This window comes from Microterricola pindariensis, assembly GCF_002936985.1.
Classification (GTDB): Bacteria; Actinomycetota; Actinomycetes; order Actinomycetales; family Microbacteriaceae; genus Microterricola; species Microterricola pindariensis.
In genome coordinates this window covers 35,165-59,420 of the sequence record NZ_MPZN01000010.1, presented here as the reverse complement: position 1 = coordinate 59,420, position 24,256 = coordinate 35,165, and the positions used below count along the sequence as shown (strand labels likewise).

General features: G+C 70.2%; 22 protein-coding genes. 5 read left to right on the top strand and 17 right to left on the bottom strand.

Annotated features, from left to right (window positions below; translation table 11 throughout):
• Nucleotides 1-100: 100 nt before the first annotated feature.
• Both GY24_RS04985 and GY24_RS04980 read right to left on the bottom strand, forming a co-directional pair.
• The gene (locus GY24_RS04985; protein WP_104474637.1) at nucleotides 101-1,792 is read right to left on the bottom strand and encodes an MFS transporter; all 1,692 of its coding nucleotides are present in this window, start codon (nucleotides 1,790-1,792) and stop codon (nucleotides 101-103) included.
• A gap of 130 nt (nucleotides 1,793-1,922) precedes the next feature.
• Entirely contained in the window at nucleotides 1,923-2,282 is a 360-nt protein-coding gene (locus tag GY24_RS04980; RefSeq protein WP_083362318.1) for a DoxX family protein, read from the bottom strand.
• Nucleotides 2,283-2,426: 144 nt separating this feature from the next.
• Between GY24_RS04980 and GY24_RS04975 the strand changes: the two genes are divergently transcribed.
• The 3 genes from GY24_RS04975 (at nucleotide 2,427) to GY24_RS04965 (ending at nucleotide 4,652) form a co-directional block, all read left to right on the top strand.
• On the top strand, nucleotides 2,427-2,825 hold the full coding sequence (locus GY24_RS04975) for a winged helix-turn-helix transcriptional regulator (protein ID WP_104474636.1): 399 nt from the start codon (nucleotides 2,427-2,429) through the stop codon (nucleotides 2,823-2,825).
• Nucleotides 2,826-2,954: 129 nt separating this feature from the next.
• Complete coding sequence (locus GY24_RS04970) at nucleotides 2,955-3,461, top strand: SRPBCC domain-containing protein (protein ID WP_133161118.1); 507 nt, start codon at nucleotides 2,955-2,957, stop codon at nucleotides 3,459-3,461.
• Between the two features lie 90 nt (nucleotides 3,462-3,551).
• Nucleotides 3,552-4,652 carry an AI-2E family transporter gene (locus GY24_RS04965; protein ID WP_104474634.1) on the top strand — a complete coding sequence of 367 codons (1,101 nt, stop codon included), beginning with the start codon at nucleotides 3,552-3,554 and terminating at the stop codon, nucleotides 4,650-4,652.
• A 612-nt stretch (nucleotides 4,653-5,264) separates the two neighbouring features.
• Here the strand turns inward: GY24_RS04965 and GY24_RS04960 are convergent.
• The 5 genes from GY24_RS04960 to GY24_RS04940 form a co-directional block, all read right to left on the bottom strand.
• Nucleotides 5,265-7,544: a heavy metal translocating P-type ATPase gene (locus tag GY24_RS04960; protein ID WP_407662146.1), complete on the bottom strand. Its 2,280-nt coding sequence runs from the start codon at nucleotides 7,542-7,544 to the stop codon at nucleotides 5,265-5,267.
• Between the two features lie 103 nt (nucleotides 7,545-7,647).
• Nucleotides 7,648-9,024, bottom strand: coding sequence for an RNA polymerase sigma factor (locus GY24_RS04955; RefSeq protein ID WP_202972906.1), 1,377 nt, complete (start codon nucleotides 9,022-9,024; stop codon nucleotides 7,648-7,650).
• Between the two features lie 112 nt (nucleotides 9,025-9,136).
• Nucleotides 9,137-9,553, bottom strand: coding sequence for a YciI family protein (locus GY24_RS04950; protein WP_104474631.1), 417 nt, complete (start codon nucleotides 9,551-9,553; stop codon nucleotides 9,137-9,139).
• A 181-nt stretch (nucleotides 9,554-9,734) separates the two neighbouring features.
• Nucleotides 9,735-10,109 (bottom strand): ArsR/SmtB family transcription factor, encoded by a 375-nt coding sequence (locus GY24_RS04945; protein WP_104474630.1) that lies wholly within the window; start codon nucleotides 10,107-10,109, stop codon nucleotides 9,735-9,737.
• Nucleotides 10,106-10,582, bottom strand: a complete 477-nt coding sequence (locus GY24_RS04940) for an SRPBCC domain-containing protein (RefSeq protein WP_104474629.1) — start codon at nucleotides 10,580-10,582, stop codon at nucleotides 10,106-10,108. Before GY24_RS04940 ends, GY24_RS04945 begins: the two co-directional genes overlap by 4 nt.
• A 131-nt stretch (nucleotides 10,583-10,713) precedes the next feature.
• Between GY24_RS04940 and GY24_RS18020 the strand changes: the two genes are divergently transcribed.
• Nucleotides 10,714-12,036, top strand: coding sequence for a DUF6226 family protein (locus GY24_RS18020; RefSeq protein ID WP_233279201.1), 1,323 nt, complete (start codon nucleotides 10,714-10,716; stop codon nucleotides 12,034-12,036).
• 99 nt (nucleotides 12,037-12,135) lie between these two features.
• Here GY24_RS18020 and GY24_RS04930 read toward each other — a convergent pair whose 3' ends face one another.
• The 10 genes from GY24_RS04930 to GY24_RS04885 all read right to left on the bottom strand — a co-directional run bounded on the left by GY24_RS04930 (nucleotide 12,136) and on the right by GY24_RS04885 (nucleotide 23,102).
• A complete protein-coding gene (locus tag GY24_RS04930) occupies nucleotides 12,136-13,587 on the bottom strand; it encodes a sulfatase family protein (protein WP_104474628.1) in 1,452 nt (483 codons plus the stop codon).
• Nucleotides 13,588-13,712: 125 nt separating this feature from the next.
• Nucleotides 13,713-14,741, bottom strand: coding sequence for an aliphatic sulfonate ABC transporter substrate-binding protein (locus GY24_RS04925; protein ID WP_162496159.1), 1,029 nt, complete (start codon nucleotides 14,739-14,741; stop codon nucleotides 13,713-13,715).
• Nucleotides 14,742-14,847: 106 nt separating this feature from the next.
• The gene (locus GY24_RS04920) at nucleotides 14,848-15,648 is read right to left on the bottom strand and encodes an ABC transporter ATP-binding protein (protein WP_104474627.1); all 801 of its coding nucleotides are present in this window, start codon (nucleotides 15,646-15,648) and stop codon (nucleotides 14,848-14,850) included.
• Nucleotides 15,645-16,514: an ABC transporter permease gene (locus GY24_RS04915; RefSeq protein ID WP_193953501.1), complete on the bottom strand. Its 870-nt coding sequence runs from the start codon at nucleotides 16,512-16,514 to the stop codon at nucleotides 15,645-15,647. Before GY24_RS04915 ends, GY24_RS04920 begins: the two co-directional genes overlap by 4 nt.
• A gap of 46 nt (nucleotides 16,515-16,560) precedes the next feature.
• A complete protein-coding gene (locus GY24_RS04910; protein WP_161498685.1) occupies nucleotides 16,561-17,820 on the bottom strand; it encodes an ROK family transcriptional regulator in 1,260 nt (419 codons plus the stop codon).
• Nucleotides 17,821-18,007: 187 nt separating this feature from the next.
• Nucleotides 18,008-18,574: a thioesterase family protein gene (locus GY24_RS04905; RefSeq protein WP_162842924.1), complete on the bottom strand. Its 567-nt coding sequence runs from the start codon at nucleotides 18,572-18,574 to the stop codon at nucleotides 18,008-18,010.
• 189 nt (nucleotides 18,575-18,763) lie between these two features.
• Nucleotides 18,764-19,885: a bifunctional 2-methylcitrate synthase/citrate synthase gene (locus GY24_RS04900; RefSeq protein WP_104474624.1), complete on the bottom strand. Its 1,122-nt coding sequence runs from the start codon at nucleotides 19,883-19,885 to the stop codon at nucleotides 18,764-18,766.
• Between the two features lie 76 nt (nucleotides 19,886-19,961).
• On the bottom strand, nucleotides 19,962-20,861 hold the full coding sequence (gene prpB, locus GY24_RS04895) for a methylisocitrate lyase (protein ID WP_104474623.1): 900 nt from the start codon (nucleotides 20,859-20,861) through the stop codon (nucleotides 19,962-19,964).
• The gene (locus GY24_RS04890; protein WP_104474622.1) at nucleotides 20,861-22,399 is read right to left on the bottom strand and encodes an MmgE/PrpD family protein; all 1,539 of its coding nucleotides are present in this window, start codon (nucleotides 22,397-22,399) and stop codon (nucleotides 20,861-20,863) included. The genes prpB and GY24_RS04890 overlap by 1 nt, the downstream gene beginning before the upstream one ends.
• Nucleotides 22,400-22,433: 34 nt before the next feature.
• Nucleotides 22,434-23,102 carry a GntR family transcriptional regulator gene (locus GY24_RS04885; protein WP_104474621.1) on the bottom strand — a complete coding sequence of 223 codons (669 nt, stop codon included), beginning with the start codon at nucleotides 23,100-23,102 and terminating at the stop codon, nucleotides 22,434-22,436.
• A gap of 256 nt (nucleotides 23,103-23,358) precedes the next feature.
• Here GY24_RS04885 and GY24_RS04880 point away from each other — a divergent pair, with 256 nt between their 5' ends.
• The gene (locus GY24_RS04880) at nucleotides 23,359-24,192 is read left to right on the top strand and encodes a CPBP family intramembrane glutamic endopeptidase (protein ID WP_104474620.1); all 834 of its coding nucleotides are present in this window, start codon (nucleotides 23,359-23,361) and stop codon (nucleotides 24,190-24,192) included.
• The last annotated feature ends 64 nt before the right edge of the window (nucleotides 24,193-24,256 follow it).

The window sequence follows — 24,256 nt, the reverse complement described above, 5'->3', positions numbered from 1 at the left end:
GGCGCGGTTGTTCAGCGCAGTTGTTCTGCGCGGTGTCTCAGCGTGGCACGTGCGGGCGGAGGCGTGAGCCTGGCCCGCACTCCTCAGGCTAACGTTGCGGCTAGCGCGCGTCCGCTTCGGCCGCGGCAATCTCCGCGTCGTCCCGCTCCTCGTCGCCGCGCCGCGGGTTGGTCTCCAGCAGCTCCGGCAGGTCGCCGGGCAGGCGGTTCGGCATCCGCCCCGCCGGCACGATCGCGAGCAGCGCGATGCCGGCCAGGCCGAGCAGCGAGATCTGCAGCGCGCGCAGGCGCGCGTCGGCGTTGATCTCGAACGCGGCATCCGCCTGGACCTGGTCGGCGGTCGTCGCATCGAGCACAACGGCCAGCTGCTCGTTGGTGAGGAAGTTGACGTTGTTCATGTCGACCTGTTCGATCAGCGAGGAGGGGATCTCCGGGTGGTCGTCTGCGGCGGTCTGGATGAGGGTGCCGAGCAGGGTCACGGCGAAGACGCTCGCGACGGCGATGCCGACGGAGCCGGACATGTTGTGCACGAGACCGCGCCAGGCGCCGACGTCGCCGGCGAGGCGTTTGGGGGCGGCCGAGAGCAGCGTGTTGAAGACGAGGGCGACGATCGAGCCCTGGCCGAGGCCGAGCGTGATGAGGCCGATCACCACGAACGCCTGACCCCAGCCGTACTGGATGGTGAAGGCGAGCAGGATCAGGCCGAAGGCCACGACGACGAAGCCGGCGCGGGCGATCTGCCGCGGCGGGAAGCGCTTGTACAGGCTGGCGACGAAGGTGCTGGCCAGGAAGATGGACAGCGTGTAGGGGATGATCGCGAGCGAGGTCTCGAAGCTGGTGCGGCCCTGCACCACCTGCAGGTACAGCGGGATGAGGAAGTTCGCGGCGGTGCCGACGAAGAGCATCATCGCCATGCAGGCGGTGATCGCCTTCTCCTTGCTGCTCTTCAGCACGGCCAGGTCGAAGATGCGCGGCTTGCCGGCCTTCTGCTGCTTGCGGATCCAGGAGAAGAACAGCTGACCGACGATGATGCCGGCCACGATCAGCACCGGGGCCGGGGAGACCCCGAGAACGTTGAACGGCGCGTCATCCGTCGCCAGCACGGCGCCCCAGCTGGCCAGGCCACTGAAGCCGAAGCTGAGCAGGATCACCGACACGGCGGCGTAGAGCGCGCCCACCCAGTCGATGAGCAGGTCCTTCTGCGGCTCGATCTTCTTCAGCCGGAAGCTGAGCAGGAGGTTGATGACGGCGAGGCCGACGATGAGGGCGAACGACCAGCGCCAGCCGATCGTCGACGCGAAGGCGCCGGCGATGAGCAGCGCGAGCACGCCGGCCGCCGGGATGGCGGCGGCGAGCAGGCCGATCGAGCGGGCCTGCTGATCGCCCTTGAAGTTGCTGGCGATGAACACGGTCAGGGCGGGCGCGATCAGGGCGATGACGGCGCCGGATGCCGCCTGCGCCACGAACAGCATGGCCGGCGTCTGGGCGAGCGCCACGACCGCCATGGCCAGTCCGTGGATGACGACGGCGATCTGGAACACCAGGCGGGTGCCGAAGCGGGCGCCGATCTTGGCGCCGAGCAGGATGAACGCCGCCATGGCGAAGGTGCCCGCCGTGATCGCGGTGCCGACCGATGTGGCCGGCGTGTGCAGGTCGCTCGTGATGCCGGCCATCGACACGGTGAGCGCGTTCACGGCGAAGGACGCCTGGATCTGGGTGAGGACAACGACGATCAGGGGCAGCCAAGAGGCTTTCGCCGCCACGTCGACGGCTGCACTGGACTTCGTGGACATTCGTTCCCCTCACTCATGGTCGGTGCGCCGTGACAGTGCACCGGAGCATCGCTGGCCCCTGATTACTCGCGATGCTAGCGCAGACGATACGCCGCGTCTCGCACGCCCCGCCGCGCCCCGCAGGCCGTTCCTAGACGAGCCAGAGCACCCCGACGGCCAGTGCGAAGACGGCGAGCACGCCATTGATCGGCAGCGAGGAGAACTCCCGGCGGCGCACGTGCACGACGGCGGCCACGATCTGCACGAGGACGAGCGCGAAGGCGGCGACGACCGTGAGCCACGGCAGGATCCCGGTTGCCTGCGGCAGGACGAGGCCCAGCCCGCCAAGGACCTCGAGCACGCCGATGGTCTTCACCTGGCTCGGCTTGAAGCTGTTCACCCACGGCATCTTCGTGCCGATCGTCTCGTAGGGCGTCGTGGCCTTCATGAACCCGGCCAGCAGGTAGAGGGCGGCGAGGACGCCGGTGGCGATCCAGAGTGCGATGGTCATGTGTTCTCCCAGAGTCGGTGGATGCGGGCATCCGATGGTTACGATTAGTGAGTAACGCACGGACAGTCAGTCATCATTCCGCACTGGGGCCCTGCACTTCTCGGTGCGTCACGCACCAAAAAGTAAGAAACGGAGGCGTGCCACATGGCTGAGACGGGCACCGATGTGACCCTGGAGGACCGCGGGCCGTGCAGCGCCGGCCATTCGGACAGCGGCCTGATCAAGGACGTGCTGGCCCGCATCGGCGACAAGTGGAGCCTGCTCGTCATCGGCATGCTCGACGCCGGCCCGCAGCGCTTCACCGCGCTGCACCGCAACGTGACCGGCATCTCGCACCGCATGCTCACCCACACCTTGCGCCAGCTGCAGCGCGACGGGCTCGTCTCGCGCACCAGCTACCCCGAGATTCCGCCGCGCGTCGAGTACGAGGTCACGCCGCTCGGACGCACCTTGATCGCGCCGGTGCTCGGCCTCGTGCGCTGGGCGGATGCCAACCACGACGAGATTCAGCGGAGCAGGGCGGCGTACGACGCGGAGCGCTGAGCGCTCGCCCGGCGCCGGGCGAATTATTCCTTGCCCCTCGCCAGCATCGTGGGGGTAGCCTGAAGCAAAGAATGACTCGGTGGGGTGTTGTTCCCCCGGGCCTGGCAACTGCAGCACGCGGAGGTCGACATGTCACCCAAGCCCACCGGACGATTCGCCCACCGCGATGACGGCCTCTACCTGCTGCTGGACCGGCTCTTCGCCGCACCGATCGCGGACGTCTGGTTCAGCCTGACGAACCCGCACGAGATGGAGAAGTGGATCGGCACCTATACCGGGCAGCCGTACACGGGCGGGGTCAAGTTCCGCATGACCAGCGAGCCGGAGGCCGAGTGGGAGTACGTGAGCATCCTGGAGTGCCACGCCCCGCACAGCTTCCTGGCCGAGTCGCGGGAGGGGCCAGACAAGATGCGCGTGTTCTGCCACCTCACCGAGGCCGGCGGCCTGACCACGCTGACCCTCGGCCAGCGCCTGCACAATCCCGCTGAGGCCGCGACGATGGGCCCCGGCTGGGACTACTACCTCGACCGGCTGATCGCCGCCCGCGCGGGCAAGACGCTGCCGGAGTGGGAGCACTACTACCCCGCGCACGCCAGCTATTACAAGGAGCTGGTGGTTCCCGGCAAGGGCGCGTAGGCGCGTCAACGCGGCATCCGCTCGCCCGGCAGGACATACTGTTGGCAACGAGTCGGCGGCCACGAGGCTGCCACAACGAGGGGGCCACCCATGCCACGCGGAACGATCGTGCACCGCGCACGCGCAGAGCAGCACAATCCGAAGCCGAGCATGTTCCACGAGCACCCGCTGCGCTGGGGCTTCACGGTGACGATCGGCGTGCTCATCGCGCTGGTGCTCGCGCTCACGCTGTTCAACCTCAGCTCGGTGCTGATCTCGGTTTTCGCCGCGCTGTTCATCGCCCTCGGGCTCGACCCGCTGCTGCGCTGGTTCCAGAAGCTCGGGCTGCCGCGGGGCTGGGCGATCGTCACCGTGATCGCGCTCATCGTCGGCCTGATCGCCACGATCTTGCTCATCGTGATCCCGTTCCTGGTCGGTCAGATCCAGGAATTCGTGCGCTCGGTGCCCGCGCAGTTCGCTGCGCTGGAGTCGAGCGGCTGGTTCGCCCAGCTCGACGAGCGCACCGGCGGCATCATCGGCAACATCACCGACTGGGCCCAGAAGACGATCTCCGACCCGAAGTTCTGGGCGACGATCGGCGGCGGGGCGGTGCAGGTGGGCGTCGCCGTGACGGATGCCGTGAGCAGCGCCTTCTTCGTCGCGGTGCTCACCATCTGGTTCGTGGCGGGCCTCGACACCATGAAGACCGCCGCCTACTCGCTCGTCGCGGCATCCCACCGTGAGGTGTTCAGCGGGTACGCCAACAGGATCTTGGACTCCGTCGGACGCTACCTGAGCGGCATGGTCGTGCTGGCGTTCATCAACTCGGTGTTCAGCGTGATCGTGCTCACCCTGGTCGGCGTGAGCTTCGCGTTCATCGTCGGCGTCATCGTGTTCTTCATCACGCTGATCCCGCTCATCGGTACCGTCATCACGACGGCGTTCATGACGGTTATCGCGCTCTTCGTCTCACCGACGGCCGCACTGATCACCCTGATCTCGATGCTGATCTACATGCAGGTGGAGGCGTACATCCTCACCCCGCGCGTGATGAGCAAGGCGGTGCAGGTGCCCGGTTCGATCGTGCTGATTTCGGCCCTCGCCGGCGGCACACTGGCCGGCCTCGGCGGCGCGCTCGTCGCGATCCCGATCTCGGCCGGCATCATCCTGCTGATCCGCGAGGTGCTAATCCCGGCGAAGGCCCGCAGCTAGGGCGTCCGGCTCCGCCCGCCGGTGTCGCGGAGCCCGCGCGACCGCGCTACTCCAGACCCGCTGGTCGAGTAGCGAGGGACGAGCGTATCGAGACCCCGCACGAGAGACGGCCTCCCGCCGGAAACCGGTTCTCGATACGGCCCTGGCGGGCCTACTCGACCAACGGGAGATCCGCACGTCGGCTCGAGGGCGCCGGTCTCGCGCGGTTGGCTTCGGTCGCTGGCGCTCCCTCGAGCCAACGGGAACACCCACGTCGGCTGGAGGGAGCGAGGAACGAGCGACCGAAGCCCCGGAGCCCGCGCGACCGCGCTGCTCCCGACCCGCTGGTCGAGTAGCGAGGAACGAGCGTATCGAGACCCCGCACGAAAGACGACCTCCCGCCGGAAACCGGGTCTCGATACGGCCCTGGCGGGCCGACTCGACCAACGGGAGATCCGCACGTCGGCCCGAGGGCGCCGGTCTCGCGCGGTTGGCTTCGGTCGCTGGCGCTCCCTCGAGCCAACGGGAGATCTGCACGTCGGCTCGAGGGCGCCGCGCCGCGACGAAGGAGCAGCGCAGCGCCCGAAGCCCTGAGCGGATCCGCGGACACTGCAGCCTGCGGCGTCCGCGCGATCAGGCGACCGGCGCCTTCTGCCCGCGCACGGCCGGGGCGAGGCGCGCGGGGTCGAGGTCGATGCGGCGCAGCAGCTGGGCGTTCAGCGCGACGACGATCGTCGAGAGCGACATCAGCACGGCGCCTGCCGCGGGCGAGAGCACGAAGCCGACTCCGGCCAGCACTCCGGCGGCCAGCGGCACCGAGATGACGTTGTAGCCGGCCGCCCAGACCAGGTTCTGGATCATCTTGCGGTAGCTCGCGTGCGAGAGCTCGATGATCGAGAGCACGGCCCGCGGGTCGTTGGCGGCCAGCACGACGCCGGCCGACTCGACGGCGACGTCGGTTCCGGCGCCGATCGCGATGCCGATGTCGGCGCGGGCCAGCGCGGGGGCGTCGTTCACGCCGTCGCCGACCATCGCCACCGTGAGTCCGCGCGCCTGCAGCGCGGCCACCTGCGCGGCCTTGTCGCCGGGCAACACCTCGGCGAACACCTCGTCGATGTCGAGGTCGGCGCCGACGGCATCCGCCACCTGCTTGGCGTCACCCGTGATCATGGCGACCCGGATGCCGCGCGCGTGCAGTGCCGCGATCGCCGCGCGCGACTCGGCGCGCACCTCGTCTTGCAGGGCGAAGGCGCCCAGCACAATCGCCGCGGGCACGGCTGCCGCGGCGGAGCCGGCGCGCACGAGGTACAGCACGGAGGCGCCGCGGGCCTTCCACCCGTCGACCTCCCGCTGCATCTCGGCCGGCACCTCGAGGTTCTCGTCCGCCAGCAGGCGAGGGCCGCCGACCGCGTACTCGACGCCGTCGACGACGGCGCGCACGCCGATGCCCGTGAGGGAACGGAAGTCTGCGACGTGGCCGAAGCGCGCCTCGTCCTCTGGCGCGCCGGCGGCATCCGCCTGCCGGGCGGCCTCGGCGAGCGCGGCGGCCACGATGGCGCGGGCCACCGGGTGCTCGCTCGACTGCTCGGTCGCGGCGGCCAGACGCAGCACCTCGCCGCGCTGCTGACCGCCGGCGACGGCGACATCCGTCACCGCGTGCTCGCCCTTGGTGAGGGTGCCGGTCTTGTCGAACAGCACGACCTCGACATGGCGCATGCGCTCGAGGGCGAGGCGGTTCTTCACCAGCACGCCGGCGCGGGCCGCGCGCTCGGTCGAGATCGCGATGACCAGCGGGATCGCCAGGCCGAGGGCGTGCGGGCAGGCGATCACGAGAACTGTGACGGTGCGCGTGATGGCGTCGTCGACGCTGCCGAGCAGCATCCAGGCGATGAAGGTGAGGACACCGGCCCCGGCGGCGAAGTAGAACAGCAGGGCCGCGGCGCGGTCGGCGAGCGCCTGGGCGCGCGAGCTGGAGGCCTGGGCCTCGGCGACGAGGCGCTGGATGCCGGCGAGCGCGGTCTGGTCGCCGACGGCGGTCACGCGCACCCGGATGGCGCTGTCGGTGGCGACGGTGCCGGCCACGACGGTGTCGCCGAGGGCGCGCGGCACGGCGGCGGACTCCCCCGTGATCATCGACTCGTCGAGCTCGGCGGCGCCGTCGACGATCACGCCGTCGGCCGGGACGCGGGCACCGGAGCGCACGAGCACGACGTCGCCGGCGGTGAGCTCGCCGATCGGCACCTCAGCGATGTCGTTGCCGGTGGCGGCGCCGTTGACTCTCTCGGCGGTGTCCGGCAGCAGGGCCGCGAGGGCGTCGAGGGCCCCGGATGCCGCGCCGAGCGCCCGCATCTCGATCCAGTGGCCGAGCAGCATGATGACGATGAGGAGCGCGAGCTCCCACCAGAAGTCGAGGTCGAGCCCCCAGCCGAGGCTCGTCGCCCAGGAGGCGATGAAGGCGACCGAGATCGCCATCGAGATGAGCGTCATCATGCCGGGCTGGCGGCTCTTCAGCTCGCGCACCGCGCCCTGCAGGAAGGGCAGGCCGCCGTAGAAGAAGATGACGGTGCCGAGCACCGGGGCGATCCAGGTGGAGCCGGGGAACTCGGGCAGGTGGTAGCCGAGCAGGTGCGCGACCATCGGGCTGAAGATGACGACGGGGATCGAGAGCACGAGGCTCCACCAGAACTTGTCGCGGAACATCGCCACGCTGTGCCCGGCGTGCTCGCCGTGCAAGTGCACGGCGTGGTCGTCCATGTCGTGGCCTGCGTGGTCGTCCATGTCGTGGCCGGCGTGCTCGTGGGCGGCCATGTCGTGCGCACCGTGCTCGTGCGAGCTCGGTGCGTGGCCGGTCATCTCGTGGCCGGCATGCCCCGCGTGCGCGTCATCCGCCCCGTGTCGAGTCTCGTTCTGCATGGCGCATTCCCTCCGTCAGACACTTCAACCCTATACCCCCTAGGGGTATTCCGAGCCGGCTGGGTGGCGCGGTGGGCCAGAACTGGCGCAGAGCGGATGCCGCTCAGCCGCGTCGCGGTCCGAGCGCACGGGCCCGGTTCAATAGCAGGGCGCGGTCTCGCTCGTTGCCGGCGAGCGCCGCCGCGCGCTCGTACTCCTCCCGAGCCTCCTCCCGCCGACCCAGTTTCTGCAAGAGGTCGGCGCGCACGCTCGGCAGCAGGTGGTAGCCGGCGAGCCGGCCCTCGGCGACGAGCGCGTCCACCAGCACGAGCCCGATGGCCGGCCCGCGCGCCATCGCGAGCGCGACCGCGCGGTTGAGGTCGACGACGGGCGAGGGCACCCGCCGGGCCAGCCGCGCGTAGATGTCGGCGATTTGCGCCCAGTCGGTGGCATCCGCCGTCAGTGCGCGGGCATGGCAGGCGGCGATCTCGGCCTGCAGTTGGTAGTTCCCGGGCTCGGCCCCGCGGGCGGCCGCGCAGCGCTCCGCCCGCTCGAGGGCGGCGAGGCCGCGCCGGATCAGCAGCTGGTTCCAGCGGCCGCGGTCCTGTTCGAGCAGCAGGATCGGCTCGCCCTCCCGCGTGGTGCGCGCGCCCAGCCGCGAGGACTGGATCTCCATCAGCGCGACGAGCCCGTGCACCTCGGGCTCCCGCGGCAGCAGCTCGGCGAGCACGCGGCCGAGCCGCAGAGCCTCCCGACCGAGCTCCGGCCGCATCCAGTCGTCGCCGGAGCTGGCCGAGTAGCCCTCGTTGTAGATGAGGTAGACCACGGCGAGCACCGAGTCGAGCCGGGCGGCGAACTCCGCCCGCTCCGGCACCTCGAACGGCACTCCGGCGGCGGCCAGCGCCTTCTTGGCGCGCACGATGCGCTGCTGCATGGTCGCGGTCGGCACGACGAAGGCTCGGGCGATCTGCTCGGCCGTGAGCCCGCCGAGCAGGCGCAGGGTGAGCGCGACCCGGGCGTCGCGGCCGAGCACCGGGTGGCAGGCGATGAAGATCAGCCGCAGCAGCTCGTCGTCGATCGGCTGCAGCACGGCGAGGTCCGGCCGGGTCTGCACCGACAGCGGGGCACCGGCCAGCGCGCTCGAGGCGGCGGCGGCCGGCGCGGTTCCGGATGCCGCGGCGGCGGCCTCGGCCGCGGCATCCGCGACCCGCAGCTCCTCGGCGAGCGCCGCCGCCCGGTGCTCGAACGCGGCCTGCCGGCGCCACTGGTCGATCGCCCGGCGCTTGGCGACGGTGGTGAGCCAGGCCCCCGGGTTGCGCGGGACGCCGGAGCGCGGCCACTGCTCGAGCGCGGCGACGAGGGCATCCTGGGCCAGTTCCTCGGCCTGGCCGACGTCACCGGTGAAGCGCACCAGCGTGGCGATCAGGCGGGCGGACTCGATCCGCCACACGGCCTCGACCGCGCGCCGCGCGGCGCCCGCGGCGCCCGCGGCGTCCGTCATCCGGCACCCCTGCCGCTGTGCACGCGCGTGCCGCCCTGCACCAGTTCGCAGGCCTCCGCGCCACATGGTGTGGCGCGGAGCGCCACGAACTGGCGCAGGGCGGCGGCGTGGCTCACGCGGTGCGCGACGTGCCCATCTCCTCGCGCCAGACCTTCTCCTTCTGCACGTACTCGTTGCTCTGGTCGAAGTCGGCGAGCTCGAACACCTGGCGCACCTCCACCTGGCCCTCCGGCAGCGGGATGCGCTTGGCCCACTCGATCGCCTCCTCCTTGGAGGCGACGTCGATGATCCAGAAGCCGGCCAGCAGCTCCTTCGACTCGGTGAACGGGCCGTCGACCACGGTGCGGTCGTCGCCGTCGTACGTCAGGCGCACGCCCTCCGACGTCGGGTGCAGGCCCTCGCCGGCCAGGATCACGCCGGCCTTGATGAGCTCCTCGTTGTACGCGCCCATCCGGTTGAGTGCCTCCTCCTCCGGGCCATTGGTGACGGAGTTGGACTCGTCGGACTGCAGCAGCATCATGAACTTCATGGTCGTACCCTCTCGATCGGCGTGAGGCAGAACCGCCTCATACCCAGACGTCGAACGGGCGGGGCTCCGATCGACACGGCATCCGAAATTCTCCGAAAAGTTTCCGGTTGGCTCCACAGTACGAGCCCGGATGCCGCGGCAACAGTGCCCCGACAACACTGCGCCGGCAACACTGCGCCGGCTACTCCCGGTGCCGCTCCGCACCCGCCTCGGCGGGTGCGGCGGCCTCCGCGGCGGCCTTGATCGCGGCGAGCCGCTCGTCCCAGCCGCTGGCCACCCGCTCGAGCCGCCGTGCGGCCTCGCCGAGCGCGGCGCCGATGGCCCGGTAGCGCAGCTCGCGGCCGTGCCGCTCGGCCTCGACCAGGCCGGCTCCGCGCAGCACCTCGAGCTGCTTGGCGAGGGCCTGCCTGCTGATCGGGAACTCCGTGCTCAGCGCCGACGCCGAGGCCGGCTCCGCGCCCAGTCGCACCAGGATCTGCCAGCGGGTGTCGTCGCCGAGGGCGGCGAAGACGGCGGTCAGCGGGGCCGGCCGGGCCTCAGACGGCGCAGCACTCATGCCGCGGCCGCTTCGAGGTGGGCCTTGGCCGCGTCGAGCTCGACCTCCCAGCCCTCCGTGTTGTTCTCGAGGGCGGCGCGGCGCTTGGCCGCGTCGACGGGGAGCGCGGCGAACCCGGTCTCCAGCACGCGCAGGGTGACGCCGCCCGGCCGCTCGCTGATCCAGAACTCGACGAGGGTCGTCGCCTCCGTGGCATCCGAGCCCGAGCGGTCGACGCCCTCGAGGTTGAACCAGCGGAAGGCGGCGTAGCGCGGGGGCTCAAGGGCGACGGTGCGCAGCGGGAACTCGCCGTAGGTCGGGTCGATCACCACGACGTAGCCGTCCTCCTGGCGGATCTCGTGCTCGATGACGGTGCCGGTGTTGATGTACCAGCCCGGCTCCGCGATCAGCTCCCAGACCCTCTCGGCACTGGCGTCAATCTCGATGCTGCGCTCGATGCTGTCCAGCTCGTCGCGCTCCGCTGTCTCGGTCATGGTGGATCCCTTCCTCGATCTGCAACCACATAATTGCACGACGAAACGCGTCCTGCAACCGTTTGTTTGCACTTCTGTGTGCGGCGGCATCCGCCGGGCCGGCGCGCTGCCACCGCCGCTAGGCTCTGGCCATGAGCGCGCAGGAGGATCTGTTCGACGGCCCGGCCGTGCCGATGCCCGCACCCGGTGGCGGCAGCTTCGGCTGGGAGGTCTTCAGTGCCGAGGCGGATGCCGCACCCGTCGCCGCCCCGGCCCCGGTTCGCCACGTCGAGGGCTACGCGCCCTTCCTCGCCTTCGCACGGGAACGCGGCGCCAGCCCCGCCGATCTCGCCGGCGACCCGCTCACCCTGCTGCGCTTCGCCCTGCTGCACGCCGCCGCGCTGAACGAGGACGCCCGGCTGCGCGCTGCGGCGACGGTCTTCCTCGGCAACGCCATCGTCGCACTGCGGACAGATGCGAACTGGCGCGCGATCGGGGCGGGGCGGCCGGCCGAGGTCGGTGCCGGGCGGATGAGCTTCGACGTCGGGAGCATTCTCGATGCGATCACCGCGATACCGCCGAACAGCGCCGGCACGGGCGCGGGCTCCGGCACGGTCGCGGGCTCCGGCGCGGTCGCGGGCTCCGGCACCCCGCCCCCAGAGGGCGCCGCCGCGATGCTCGCTGAATGGGCCGCCGCAGAACAGGACGACGCGCGTGACGCCGCAGAGCAGGAGCGCCGGCTTGAGCGGATGCGCGCCTGGCCGGCGCCGCAGCCTGCGCCATCCGGGGCCCCGCGCTACACCCGGCCCGCCCTGCCCGCATCCGACTACTCCGATGCCGCTGGGCAGCCGATCCCCTATGGCAACCGCTGGGGCGCGGACGGCCCGGACCCCGACAGCTACAGCCGGGTCAGCCACCCCGAGCGCTTCGCCGGGCTGCACACCGTCGCGAACGCCCTGATCGACTATCTCGAGCAGGCCTACGCGGTGAGCGTGTGGCGCGAGAGCGCGGTGCCCGACGCCCCCGGCGGCGGCTTCGATCCACCGCTGCTGCACGCGCAGGACGACGTGGTCGAGGTGGTGCGGGTCGTTCCAGAGAGCCCGGATGCCGCATCGCTCAGTTTCGCGTTCACCGCGTTCCCCGGCGTCTTCGTCGAGGCCGGCGTGCTGCACACCTTCCCGCACCCGATCTGCGGCTGCGACGCCTGCGACGACACCGCCGAGGCGCAGGCCGTCGAGCTCGAGGAGCTCGTGCTGGCGGTGGTGAACGGCGCCTACACGGAGGAACTGGGCTCCGGGCCGGGCGCCGAGGTGAGCCACAGCCTCGTGTTCTTCGACGAGAACGGGGCGCAGACCGGCTCCCGCAGCGGCAGCGGGGGCGCCCCGACGACGGTGTCGGCCGAGCGGCTGGCCGCGGCATCCGCCACCCTCGCCGCGCTCCCCCACGGCTGGCGGGCCTGGCCGCGGCGCGGCTGAACCCTCCTACGCCAGTTCAGCCGGAACCGCGCCAGCTCAGCTGGCGCGATCCGTGCTGAACTGGCGTAGGCGACGGGCCGTGCGGGCCGTGCGGACCGCCTAGGCGGCGGGCTCGGCCGCCCGCAGCCCGGCCGGCACCGGCTGGCTATGGTGCGGCTCGTCGCCGAGCGACGCCTGCAACTGCCACAGCTGCACGGTCAGCTCGTCGATCACGTGCGCGTACTCGGCCGAGTGGTAGACATTCACCAGCTCCTCCGGGTCGAGCTGCATGTCGTAGAGCTCCCACTCCGGCGGGTAGACGTGCTCGGAGCTGCCGGGCAGCCCCATTCCGTCGTTGTAGAAGTAGATCAGCTTGTACCGCTCGGTGCGGATGCCGTAGTGCGCCAGCGCGTGGTGGTGCTGGTCGTCGTTCTCGTAGTACCGGTAGTACACCCCGTCCCGGGTGGGCGCGTCCGGCGAGTGCGTCAGCTGCGGCCAGAAGCTCACCCCCTGCATCCGCTCGGCCGGCTCCACCCCGGCCGCCTCCAGGATCGTCTGGGCGAAGTCGACGTTCGTCACCATCTGCTCCAGCGGCACGCCCGGCTCGATCGCGTTCGGGTAGCTCAGCACCAGCGGCATCAGGATCGACTCCTCGTACATGAACCGCTTGTCGAACCAGCCGTGGTCGCCGAGGAAGAAGCCCTGGTCCGAGGTGTACATCAGCAGCGTGTCGTCGAAGTCGCCGCGCTCCCGCAGCCAGTCGGTGACACGGCCGACGTTGTCGTCGACCGAGGCCACGCAGGCCAGGTAGTCCTCCATGTAGCGCTGGTACTTCCACAGCGCCAACTCCTCCGGGGTCAGCCCCTCCGGCGGCGCGACCTTGAGGTCCTTCATGGTCAGGTATTCGGCGACCCGCATCGTGGCGTGCTTGGCGGCGCTGGAACGGCCGGCGTAGTCGTCATCGAACGTGGCCGGCACCGGGATCCGCTGGCCGGCGTACATGCCCTGGTGCTTCTCGTCCGGCTCCCACGAGCGGTGCGGCGCCTTGTGGTGGATGAGCAGGCACCACGGCTCCTCCCCCTCCAGGGAGTTGACCCAGTCGATCGACAGGTCGGTGATGATGTCCGTGGCGTAGCCCGGCTCGATCCGGACGCCGTCGGCGCTGAGGATCTGCGGGTTGAAGTACTCGCCCTGCTCGCGCAGCACCGCCCAGTAGTCGAAGTCCTGCGGGTCGTGCCCCTCGCCCTCGCCCATGTGCCACTTGCCGACGATGCCCGTGCGATAGCCCTGCGCCTTCAGCAGCGACACGAACGTCGTCTGCGAGGCGTCGATCGGGGTGTCCAGCGTCGTCACCCCGTTGACGTGGCTGTGCGTGCCGGTCAGGATCGACGCCCGGCTCGGCGTGCACAACGCGTTGGTGCAGTAGCAGTGGTCGATGCGGCGCCCCAACGCGGCGATCTCATCGATGCGCGGCGTTTGGTTGACGACCGAGCCGTACGCGCTGATCGCGTGCGCGGCGTGGTCGTCGGTCAGGATCAGCACAATGTTGGGGCGCTTGCGGGGTGTCTTCATCGGTTCTCGTCCTGTTGTGAAGCGGTGTTGCGGTGTGGTGGTGACGGTGTGAGTGCGGATGCCGCGGCGCCAGTGCGTACTGGCGCCGCGGCATCCGGTGCCCGCCGGGGCGGGCGGGTGCTGCGTTACTTCGTGCCGGCGGCGAGGAACAGCTCGCTGGTGAAGTAGGTGGCGGGGTCGGCCGGGTCGGTGACCTTGCCTGCGCCCACGAAGTAGTTGTTCATGCCGGTGAGCCAGCTGTGGACGGTGCCGTCCTCGATCAGGGCGTCGAGCTCAGCCGAGTCGAAGTAGGTGACGTTGCCCGCGTCGGTCTTGACGACCTCGGGGTCGAGCTTCATCATCTTCGCGGTGAGCTCGATGACCTCGTCGAGGTTAGCCTTGCGGTAGTCGAGGGCCTCGCGCACGACCTGCAGCACCTTGGTGGTGGCCTCGGGGTTCTCGGCGACGAAGTCGTTGGCGCCTACGAAGCCGGAGGCGAACGCGACGGTGTCCTTGAAGTCCTCGTTGGAGGCGAGGATCTCCAGGTCGGGAACCTGGGTCTCGATGGTGCTGATCAGCGGGTACCAGAGGCCGGCGGCATCGACCTGGCCGGAGGCGAAGGCGGCGACGGCCGTGGCCGGGTCCATGACGACCTTCTCGACGTCGGCGATGGTCATGCCGGCCGACTCGAGGGCGAGGTTGAGGATCATGTCGCCGGAGGTGCCCTCTGGAACGGCGACCGTCTTGCCCTTGAGGTCCTTGATCGACTCGATGCCGGGCTGCGCGATCACGCGGTCGCCGTTGCCGGTGGCGTTGACGGAGATGACCTGGGCCTGGCCGGAGGCCGGCAGCCACATGGCGCCCGGGCCGACGTAGCCGAAGTCGAGGTCGCCGGTGCCGAGGGCCTGGATCTGCAGCGGGCCGTTGGTGAAGACCGGGGTCTCTGCCTTGAGGCCGTACTTCTCCCACAGGCCGAGCTCCGCGGCGATCGCGTGGACGCTGGCGCCGTTGAAGTCGGCGATGTAGCCGAAGGTGATCTCGATGGGCTTCTCGGCGGGAGCGGCGCTCTCGGCACCGCCCGCTGCGGGGGTGTCGCCGGCGGCGCAGCCGGTGAGAACGAGGGCGGCTGCCGCGAACGCTGCGACCATTCCGCGCTTGATTGCAGTGTGCTTCATTGCTTCTCCTGTGGTTCGGGCCGTCGCTGTTGACGGCGCGGTGGTGGGCGGATGCCGGCAGACGCTGTTGTCTGCTGCGCCCGTCGGTGCTGCTGGGGTGGTGGGGTTAGTGGTTGCCGTCCTGGTGGTACACCGCGTGCCAGACGCGGTTGCGCAGGGCGGTGAACTCGGGGCTGAGGCGCATGTCCTCCGTGCGCGGGTAGGGCAGGTCGACGTCGATGACCTCGTGGATGCGGCCGGGGCGGGCCGCCATCACGACGACGCGGTTGGCGAGGTAGACGGCCTCGTCGACGTCGTGGGTGATGAACACGACGGTGCGCTTCTCCTGGCTCCACGTCTCGAGCAGCTGCTCCTGCAGCTTGACCCGGGTGAGGGCGTCGAGGGCGCCGAACGGCTCGTCCATCAGCAGGATCGAGGGGTTCACGGCGTAGGCGCGGGCGATGGCGCAGCGCTGCTTCATGCCGCCGGAGAGCATCTTCGGCAGGGCGTCGGCGAACTGGCTGAGCCCGACCAGGTTGATGAAGTGCTCTGCCCGCTCCCGGCGCTCCGCGCGCGGGACCTTGGCGGTCTTCAGCCCGAACTCGACGTTCTTGCGCACGGTGAGCCAGGGGAAGAGCGCGTACTGCTGGAAGATCACGCCGCGCTCCGGGCCGGGGCCGTCGACGGCGATGCCGTCGACGAGCGCCTGGCCGGTGCTGACCGTCTCGAGGCCGGCGAGCACGTTCATCATGGTGGACTTGCCGCAGCCGGAGGGGCCGACGATCGTGACGAACTCGTTGTCGGCGACGTCGAGAGACACGTTGTCGAGGGCGGTGAACACCTCGTTGCCGAGCGGGAACGTCTTGGTGACGCCGCGCACGGAGATCTTGGCGGCGGCCGTTGCGGGCTGAAGGGTGCTGGTGGTCATCGACGTTCCTGCCATCCGGTGAGCTTGATTTCGGCGAACAGCAGGATGCGGTCCATGAGGAGGCCGAAGATTCCAATGGTGATCAGCCCGACGAAGATCGTGGGCAGGTCGTAGTACATCTGCGCGGCCTGCATGCGGGCACCGAGGCCGACCTGGGCGGCGATGAGCTCGGCCGCGACGACCGTTGCCCACGCGGCTCCGAGGCCGACGCGCATGCCCACCAGGATGAACGGGGTGGATGCCGGCACGACGACGCGGGCGAAGATCGCCGGGTCCTTTGCACCCAGCACCCTGGCCGCGTTGATGAGGGTGCGGTCGACGCTCACGACGCCCTGGTAGGTCGAGATCACGCTGGAGAGGAACGCGGCGAGGAAGATCACGAAGATCTTGGGCTGCTCGCCGATGCCCATCAGCACGATCACGAGCGGGATGATCGCGAGCGGCGGGATGGTGCGGAAGAACTGGATCCACGGCTCCATCAGCCCGCGCGCGACCCAGTACCAGCCCATGAGGAAGCCGACCGGGATGGCGAGCGCGGTGCCGAGGGCGAAGCCGGCGAGCACGCGGCCGAGGCTGGCCCCGGCATCCACGAACAGGGTGCCGTCGACGGTCAGCTGGATGGCGCGCTCGAGCACCTGCGGCGGCGTCGGCAGGCGGAAGCCCGAGACCGAGAGCACCCACCAGATGCCGATGCCGGCCACGACCGAGAACACGTTGAGGGCGAGCATCGTGCGCGAGCGCTTCGAGCGGCGCTTCTTCTCGGCGCGCGCACCCTGGGGCGAGACGGTCGCCGTCAGGGTGGTCGCCGTTTCGGGCGCCTGGTGCTTGCCGGGCGTAGCCGTGCCGGCGGCGGCTGTAGCCGTCATCGCGCGCACCTCGCCTTCTTCTCTGCGCGGGGTGCGTTGCGGCCGATCATGTGGTGCTCCTTTGCAATGAAACTGGCGACTGAGAATCTGTGGGGGCGGATGCCGGGGCGCTCTGGTAGCGCTCGAGCAGCGACGACCGGCGCAGCACCGCTGCGACGGCGCCGCGGGCCCCGTCGTCGGAGCCGAGGGTCGCCGCGCGCACGACCGGTTCGGCCTGCGGGATGGGGAGAAGCTCGTAGGCGATGGAGGCGCGCGCCTGGTCGACGATCATCGGGGCGGCGAGCGCGAGCGGCCCGCCGATCACGATCTCGGCCGGGTCGAGCGCAGTGGCGAGGCCGCCCAGCACGCGGCCGACGGCGACGCCGACCTCGCGCAGCACGGCGGTGGCGATGGGGTCGCCGTTCTCGGCCGCGCCCTGCAGGGCGTCCAGGTCGGGGAGGGTGGCCCCGCGGCGGGCGCACTCGGCGAGCACGGCGGGGATCGAGGCGATGGTCTCCAGGCAGCCGCGCTTGCCGCAGCGGCAGTCCAGGCCGTCGACGGCGACCGTGATGTGGCCGATCTCGCCGGCGTAGCCGGACGCGCCCGTCTCCAGGGTGCCGCCGAGCACCAGGCCGCCGCCGAGGCCCTGCGAGAGTCGCAGGTAGAGCAGGCTGGACGAGGGCGTCTGGCCGCCCCAGATCGCCTCGGCGAGGCCGGCGAGGCGGGCGTTGTTGTCGATGTGCACGGGGGCGGCGAAGCGCTCGGTGAAGCACTGCAGCAGCTCGCGGGCGCCGTCCACGGCGGAGGTGTCGCGGCGGTCGCGGCCGAGGGCCAGGCGGGCGCCGTTGGCCGAGAAGGGGCCGGGGAAGCCGAGGCCGATGCCCTGGAGGGCGCCGTAGTGCACCTCGTGCTGGGACTTCAGCCGGTCGAGCAGGGCGAAGGCGATCTCGGCGCGCTCGGTCCAGGCGGAGCCGGTGCCGTAGTCGGCGACGCCGGCGGCGATGATCTGCTGGCTCGCGTCGACGACGACGGCGTACACGCGGCCGTGGCTGAAGTCGATGCCGATGACCTGGCCAGCCCCGGGGTCGAGCACGAGGCGCTCGGCGGGGCGCCCGCGGCCGGCGCGCTCCGCGGCATCCGGGGCCACGACGACGATCGCGCGGCGCTGGATGAGCTCGGCCGTGATCTCGGAGGTGGTGGTGCGGGAGAGGCCGACGCGCTCGGAGATCTCGGCCCGACTGAGGGCGCCGAGCTCGCGCAGGGCACGCAGAACGCGCTCCTCGTGGGTCCTCCGCACGAGGGCATGCGCACCTTCGAGCTCAGCCATGCCTGAAACCCTAAGTGAGCTTATTTTTTCCGTAAACACTCCGGCAAAATTACACGGTCTTTTTGTTACCGTTTCGTCATAAATGCCGGCGGAGAACGGCAGGTTGCGCCAGTTCGGCCGGGTCTGCGCCAGCTCAGCTGGCGCAGACCCGGCCGAACTGGCGTGGACGGATCGGAGCGGGGTTCGCCTAGCTCCAGACGGAGGGCGCCTCGGCACGGGTGGCCGGCAGGGCGACATCCGGGGCCCAGCGCAGCAGCCACTCGGGCAGCTCCATCTCCTCCGGCACGGCACCGACGGCCTCGAGCAGATCCTCGATCGCCACGACGCCGCCGCTGCGCTTGAGGAAGCGGCCGCGGATGAAGCCCTGGGCGTAGATCTCGGGGTTGCCGTCGGCATCGGGGCGCACGAAGCGCTGCTCGACGTAGACGGCCTTGTCGTCGAAGCCGAGGATGCGCGACTCGATCGTGAAGCGCTGCCACGGCTCGAGCGACTTGCGGAAGCTGATCGTCTCGGCGACGACGACCGGGTACCAGCCGCGTTCCTTGAAGATCGCCCAGACGCCGTTGCGCACGAGCATGTCGAAGCGGGCGACGTCCATGATCGACAGGTAGACGCCGTTGTTCATGTGGTTCAGGATGTCGAGGTCGGTCGGCAGCACCCGGAAGTTGGTGTGGGCGACGTCGTAGTGGCCGAGGCGCGGCTTGCGCCGCGAGAACACCAGCATGTGCATCATCGTGCGGAAGAACATGTGCATGGGCCTCACGCTATCTGCGAGGTGCGGATGCAACGGAATCTGTTGTGCGAATCCTCAAAGCCCGCGCGCTCCCGTCGATTGAGCAGGCCGTCTACGGCCGTATCGAAATCACGCTCCCGCGAGAGCATCCACGCGCGAGGTCTCGACACGCTCGTTCCTCGCTACTCGACCAGCGGAGGTGGAGCCAGCTCACGCGGGCAGCTCCCGCTGGTCGACGCCGTTGTACACCGAGAGCGGCCGGATCAGCGCGTTGGACGCGAGCTGCTCCATCACGTGCGCGGTCCAGCCGACGACGCGGGCGGCCACGAAGATCGGCGTGAACGTCTCGGTGTCGAAGCCCATCAGGTGGTACGTCGGGCCGGCCGGGTAGTCGAGGTTCGGCTTGATGTTCTTGCGCGACACCATCGCGGTCTCCAGCGCCTCGTAGAGCTCGAGCATGTCCGGCCGCTCGTAGTGCGCGGCCATCGCCTCCAGCGCGGTGCGCATCGTCGGAACGCGGGAGTCGCCGTTCTTGTAGACGCGGTGCCCGAAGCCCATGATCTTGGCCTTGCGGGCGAGGGCCTCCTCGAGCCACGCCTCGGCCTTGTCGGCGGAGCCGATCTCGTCGAAGGTGTGCATGACGGCCTCGTTCGCCCCGCCGTGCAGCGGCCCCTTGAGCGCGCCGATCGCGCCGGTCACAGCCGAGTAGATGTCGGAGAGCGTCGAGGCGATCACGCGCGCCGTGAAGGTGGAGGCGTTGAACGAGTGCTCGGCGTAGAGCACCAGCGACACCCGGAAAGCGTCTACGACGGCCGGGTCGGCCTCCTCGCCGAACGTCATCCAGAGGAAGTTCTGCGAGTAGTCGAGGTCGGCGCGCGGCTCGACGAGCTCCTGCCCGTGGCGGCGGCGCTGGTCGTACGCGACGATCGCCGGCAGCTGGGCGAACAGGTGCTTCGCCTTGCGCAGGTTCTGCTCCGGCGCGTTGTCCTCGGCATCCGGGTCGTTGGCCCCGATGATGCTGACGGCGGTGCGGCAGACGTCCATCGGGTGCGTGCTGAGCGGCAGGTCGTCGATCGCGCGACGCACGTTCGGGGCGAGTGTGCGCGAGGCCCGCTCCTCCGCCATGAAGCCGTCCAGCTCGGCGCGGGTCGGCAGCTCGCCGTACCAGAGCAGCCAGGCGACCTCCTCGTAGCTGCACATTGAGGCCAGCTCCTGCACCGGGTAGCCGCGGTAGAGCAGCGAGTTGGTGTCCGGATTCACCTTGGAGATCGCGGTGAAGTCCACAGGCACCCCGGCCAGGCCCTTGAAGATGGTGGGAGTCTCGTCAGTCATCGTCGTCTGATTCCTTTGCTCGTGGTGCGGGGGTGGTGCGGATGCCGCGGCCGGATTCACGCCGGCCCGCAACACACTATTTCGTGACAGTGAAGTTGAACACTCCGGAGTCGAAGTGGTTGTAGCCCTCGTAGTCGATCAGCTCGTAGAGGTCTGCCCGGTGCTGCATCTCGCCGAGCAGGGGCTCGAGCGTGCCGGCATCCGTCAGCGAGTCGAGGCCGCGCGCGGTGGCTCCCATCGCCAGGCGCAGCATCGACACCGGCCAGATGACCATGTTCATGCCGATGCCCTGCAGCTGCTCGACGGTGAAGAGCTCGCTCTTGCCGAACTCGGTCATGTTGGCCAGCAGCGGCACGTCCACGGCCGCGCGCATCGCCGCGAACTCCTCGAGCGAGCGCATCGCCTCGGGGAAGATGGCGTCGGCGCCGGCGTCGACGAGGCGCTTGGCCCGGTCGATCGCGGCCTCCAGGCCGTCGACGGCTGCGATGTCGGTGCGCGCCATGATGAGGAAGTTCGGGTCGCGGCGGGCGTCGACGGCGGCGCGGATGCGCTTGATTGCCGTGTCGGAGTCGACGACCTGCTTGCCGTCGAGGTGGCCGCAGCGCTTCGGGTTGATCTGGTCCTCGATGTGCATGCCGGCCAGGCCGGCATCCTCCATCTCCTGCACGGTGCGGGCGACGTTCATCGGCTCGCCGAAGCCGGTGTCGGCGTCGACGATCGCGGGCAGCTCGGTCATCCGGGCAATCTGCTTGGCCCGGCCGGCCACCTCGGTGAGCGTGGTCAGGCCGATGTCGGGCAGGCCGAGGTCGGCGCTCAGCACGGCGCCGGAGATGTAGACGCCGTCGAAGCCTTTCTTCTCGATCAGTCGGGCCGAGAGCGGGTTGAACGCGCCGGGGAAGCGCAGCAGCTCTCCGCTGGCGAGGCCGGCACGGAACGCGATGCGCTTCTCGGCCGGGGTGGTCTGGGCGTACAGCATTAGAAGATCCCCTCCGGGGTGGCGACCGAGGAGAGCACGCCGGGGGTCGCCTGGAAGGTGAGCCCGCCGAGCTCGGCCGGGCCGAGCTCTGGCAGGCGCTCGGCCAGGGCGATGAAGCGGTCGATCTCGGCGCCGGAGAGCACCGGCTCGGCCAGCATCCGGAACTTGTTGATGTAGTCGGCGCGGGCGAAGGGGCGGGCGCCGAGCGGGTGGGCGTCGGCGACGGCGATCTCGTCGACGATGGTGCTGCCGTCGGTCAGGGTGATGACGACCTTGCCGCCGAAGGCCTTCTCGTTCACGTCGAGTGAGTGGTAGCGGCGGGTCCACTCCGGGTCCTCGACGGTGCTGAACTTGTTCCACAGCGCGACCGTGTCCGGGCGCTGGGCGCGGGCCGGGGCGTAGGAATCGACGTGGTGCCAGCTACCGTCCTGCAGGGCGACGGTGAAGATGTACGGGATCGAGTGGTCCAGCGTCTCGCGGCTGGCCGTCGGGTCGTACTTCTGCGGGTCGTTGGCACCGGAGCCGATCACGTAGTGCGTGTGGTGCGAGGTGTGCAGCACGACGCTTGCGATGTTCTCGACGTTGTCGAGGATCAGCGGGTAGTCGTTGTGCAGGCGGCGGGCCAGGTCGATGATGGCCTGCGCCTGGTACTCGGCCGAGTGCTCCTTGGTGTAGCTGTCGAGGATGGCGCGCTTGGCCTCGCCGCGCTCGGGCAGCGACACCTCGTAGGCGGCATCCGGGCCGTCGAGCAGCCAGGCGATGACGCCGTCCTCGCCCTCGTAGATGGGGGTCGGGCTGGTCTCGCCGCGCATCGCGCGGTCGACGGCCTCGACGGCCATCTTGCCGGCGAAGGCCGGGGCGTGCGCCTTCCAGGAGGAGATCTCGCCCTTCCGCGACTGGCGGGTGGCCGTCGTGGTGTGCAGCGCCTGGCCGATGGACTGGAAGATCGTGTCGACGTCGAGGCCGAGCAGGGTGCCGATGCCGGCGGCGGCGCTCGGGCCGAGGTGGGCGACGTGGTCGATCTTGTGCTTGTGCAGGCTGATCGCCTTGACCAGGTCGATCTGGATCTCGTAGCCGGTGGCGATGCCGCGCACCAGCTCGCGGCCGCTGAGCTCGCGCTTCTCGGCGAGGTGCTGGGCGACGGCGAGGATCGCCGGGATGTTGTCGCCGGGGTGCGAGTACTCGGCGGCCAGGAAGGTGTCGTGGTAGTCGAGCTCGCGCACGGCGACGCCGTTGGCCCAGGCCGCCCACTCTGGACTGGTGCGCCGGGCCGGGTCGAGGCCGAAGACGTTGGCGCCGGCGCCGTGCACCGAGACGGGGTGCGAGGTGGCCTGCGAGCGGGCCGAGACGACGGGCGCGCGGGTGAGCGATGCCGCGGCGACGGCGGCGTTGTCGATCACGCGGTTGATCACCATCTCGGTGACCTCCTCGCTCACCTCGACGGGGTCGGCGGCGAGCTCGGCGAGCTTGTAGGCCAGCTGGCCCTCGCGGGCGAGGTTCTCGTCGCTGCGGTGCACTCGAAGGTGGTGAGTCTGCACGGATGGTCCTTTCGTCGTGCTGCGGGGTGCGTGTCTAAACGGTGTTGCTGGCGGTGCTCGTCGCTTCACTCTCGGCGCTGGAGAGGGCGTTGGTCAAGCTCTTGTGCAGGTGCACGTGGGTGGCGTGGCTGGCGAGGGACGCGTCGCCGGCCAGGATCGCCTCGACGATCAGGAGGTGCTCGGATGCCGCCTGCCGGAGGCGGTCGTGGTCGTGGCTGGCGAGCCTGCGGATGCGGCTGGAGTGCAGCCGCACGCTCTGCAGGGCGGCGACGAGGTAGTCGTTGTCGACGGCCTCGTCGATGGCCTGGTCGATGTCGTCGACGAGGGCGAAGTACTCGCGGAGGCCTTCATCGCCCTGCTCGAGGAGGGTCGGGGCGCTGCCGAGTCGGCGCTGCAACTGGCGGAAGGCGACGTCGTCGCGGCGGCGGGCGGCGAGCATGGCCGCCTGGCCCTCCAGCGCCTGGCGCAGCTCGTACAGCCCGACGATGTTGTCCGGGGAGATCTCGCTGACGACGAGGCCGCGCCCGGAGAGCGCGGTGACCAGCCGGTCGGCGGTCAGCCGGGTGAGGGCCTCGCGCACGGGGGTGCGGGAGACGCCGAGCCGGATGGACTGCTCCACCTCGGCGAGCACGGTGCCCGGGCGCAGAACGCCGTCGAGGATCTCGGTGCGGAGGGTTTCGTATGCCCGGTCTCCAGCGCGCATGTCGCCCCCTTTGTGTGTCCGTGTGGCGGCCGTGAAGCCCACTATGTATACATAGTAGGGGTCGACGTGGGGATAATGCCAGTCGGGGGCGAACTTTTGACACCGAATGTATACAGGAACGCTGCAGAGCGCGGCCGAGACCAGTGCGCGGGGCGGCATCCGGGCAGCGGGCCTCGCATTGAGTCCCGGGCGGGTGAGCCGCTAGCATTTTTGCTGAGGTCGCACCGGCCATCCACCCCTTCACCGATGGAGCCCCATGCCCGACTACGCGTCACTGTCCCCATGGAAGCGATTCTGGGAACGCGGAGGGTGGTGGAAGGCGGTCATCCTCGCCGCCGCCTACTTCGCACTCTACGAGCTCGGCTCGCTCCTCTTCGTGCCGCTGGCTGTAGGTGTCGACCAGGACAGCGCCGCCTTCGTCCTCATCGCGTATGCGCTTCCGATCATGCTCGGCAGTGTGATCCTGGTGCTCTTCGGGCTGTCGCTGGGTTGGCTCCGCGAACTGTTCGGCCGCCAGCCCATCCGCGGCAGCTGGTGGATGTGGATCGCCGTCGCGGCGGTGCTCCTCTTCAACATCCTGCGCTTCGCGACCCTCGACTACGAGGCGGCCGGGTTTGACCTGGTTGCGGCCTGGCTGATTGCGGCCCTGTTCGTCGGCTTCGCGGAAGAGGTGCTCACCCGCGGCTACGTCGTGAACATCATGCGCAAGGCCGGGCACTCGGAGATGGCGGTGGCGCTCGTCTCGGCAGCCATCTTCTCTGCGCTGCACGCCGGCAACCTGCTCGGCGGCCAGGACCTGTTCCCGACGCTGGTTCAGCTCGTCTACACCTTCGCGTTCGGCATCTGCATGTACCTCACGCTCCGCGTGACCGGCAACATCATCTGGCCGATCCTGCTGCACGCCAGCACCGACTCGAGCATCTTCCTGCAGACCGCGCACCCGACGGACGGCCCGCTCGCCACGATCGCGGGCCTCGGCAACATCGTGGTGATCATCACCGGCCTCGTGCTCGTCTTCTTCATCCGGGGCCGCATCGCCGCCCGCGAGGGTGATCCCGCGCTCGCTTCGGCACGGGCGCCGCTGGCCTAGCGGCCGGCAGCCGCGGAGGTGCTTCGCGGCGCCGCCCGCTCCGTCGACCGCGTTGTGAGGAGGC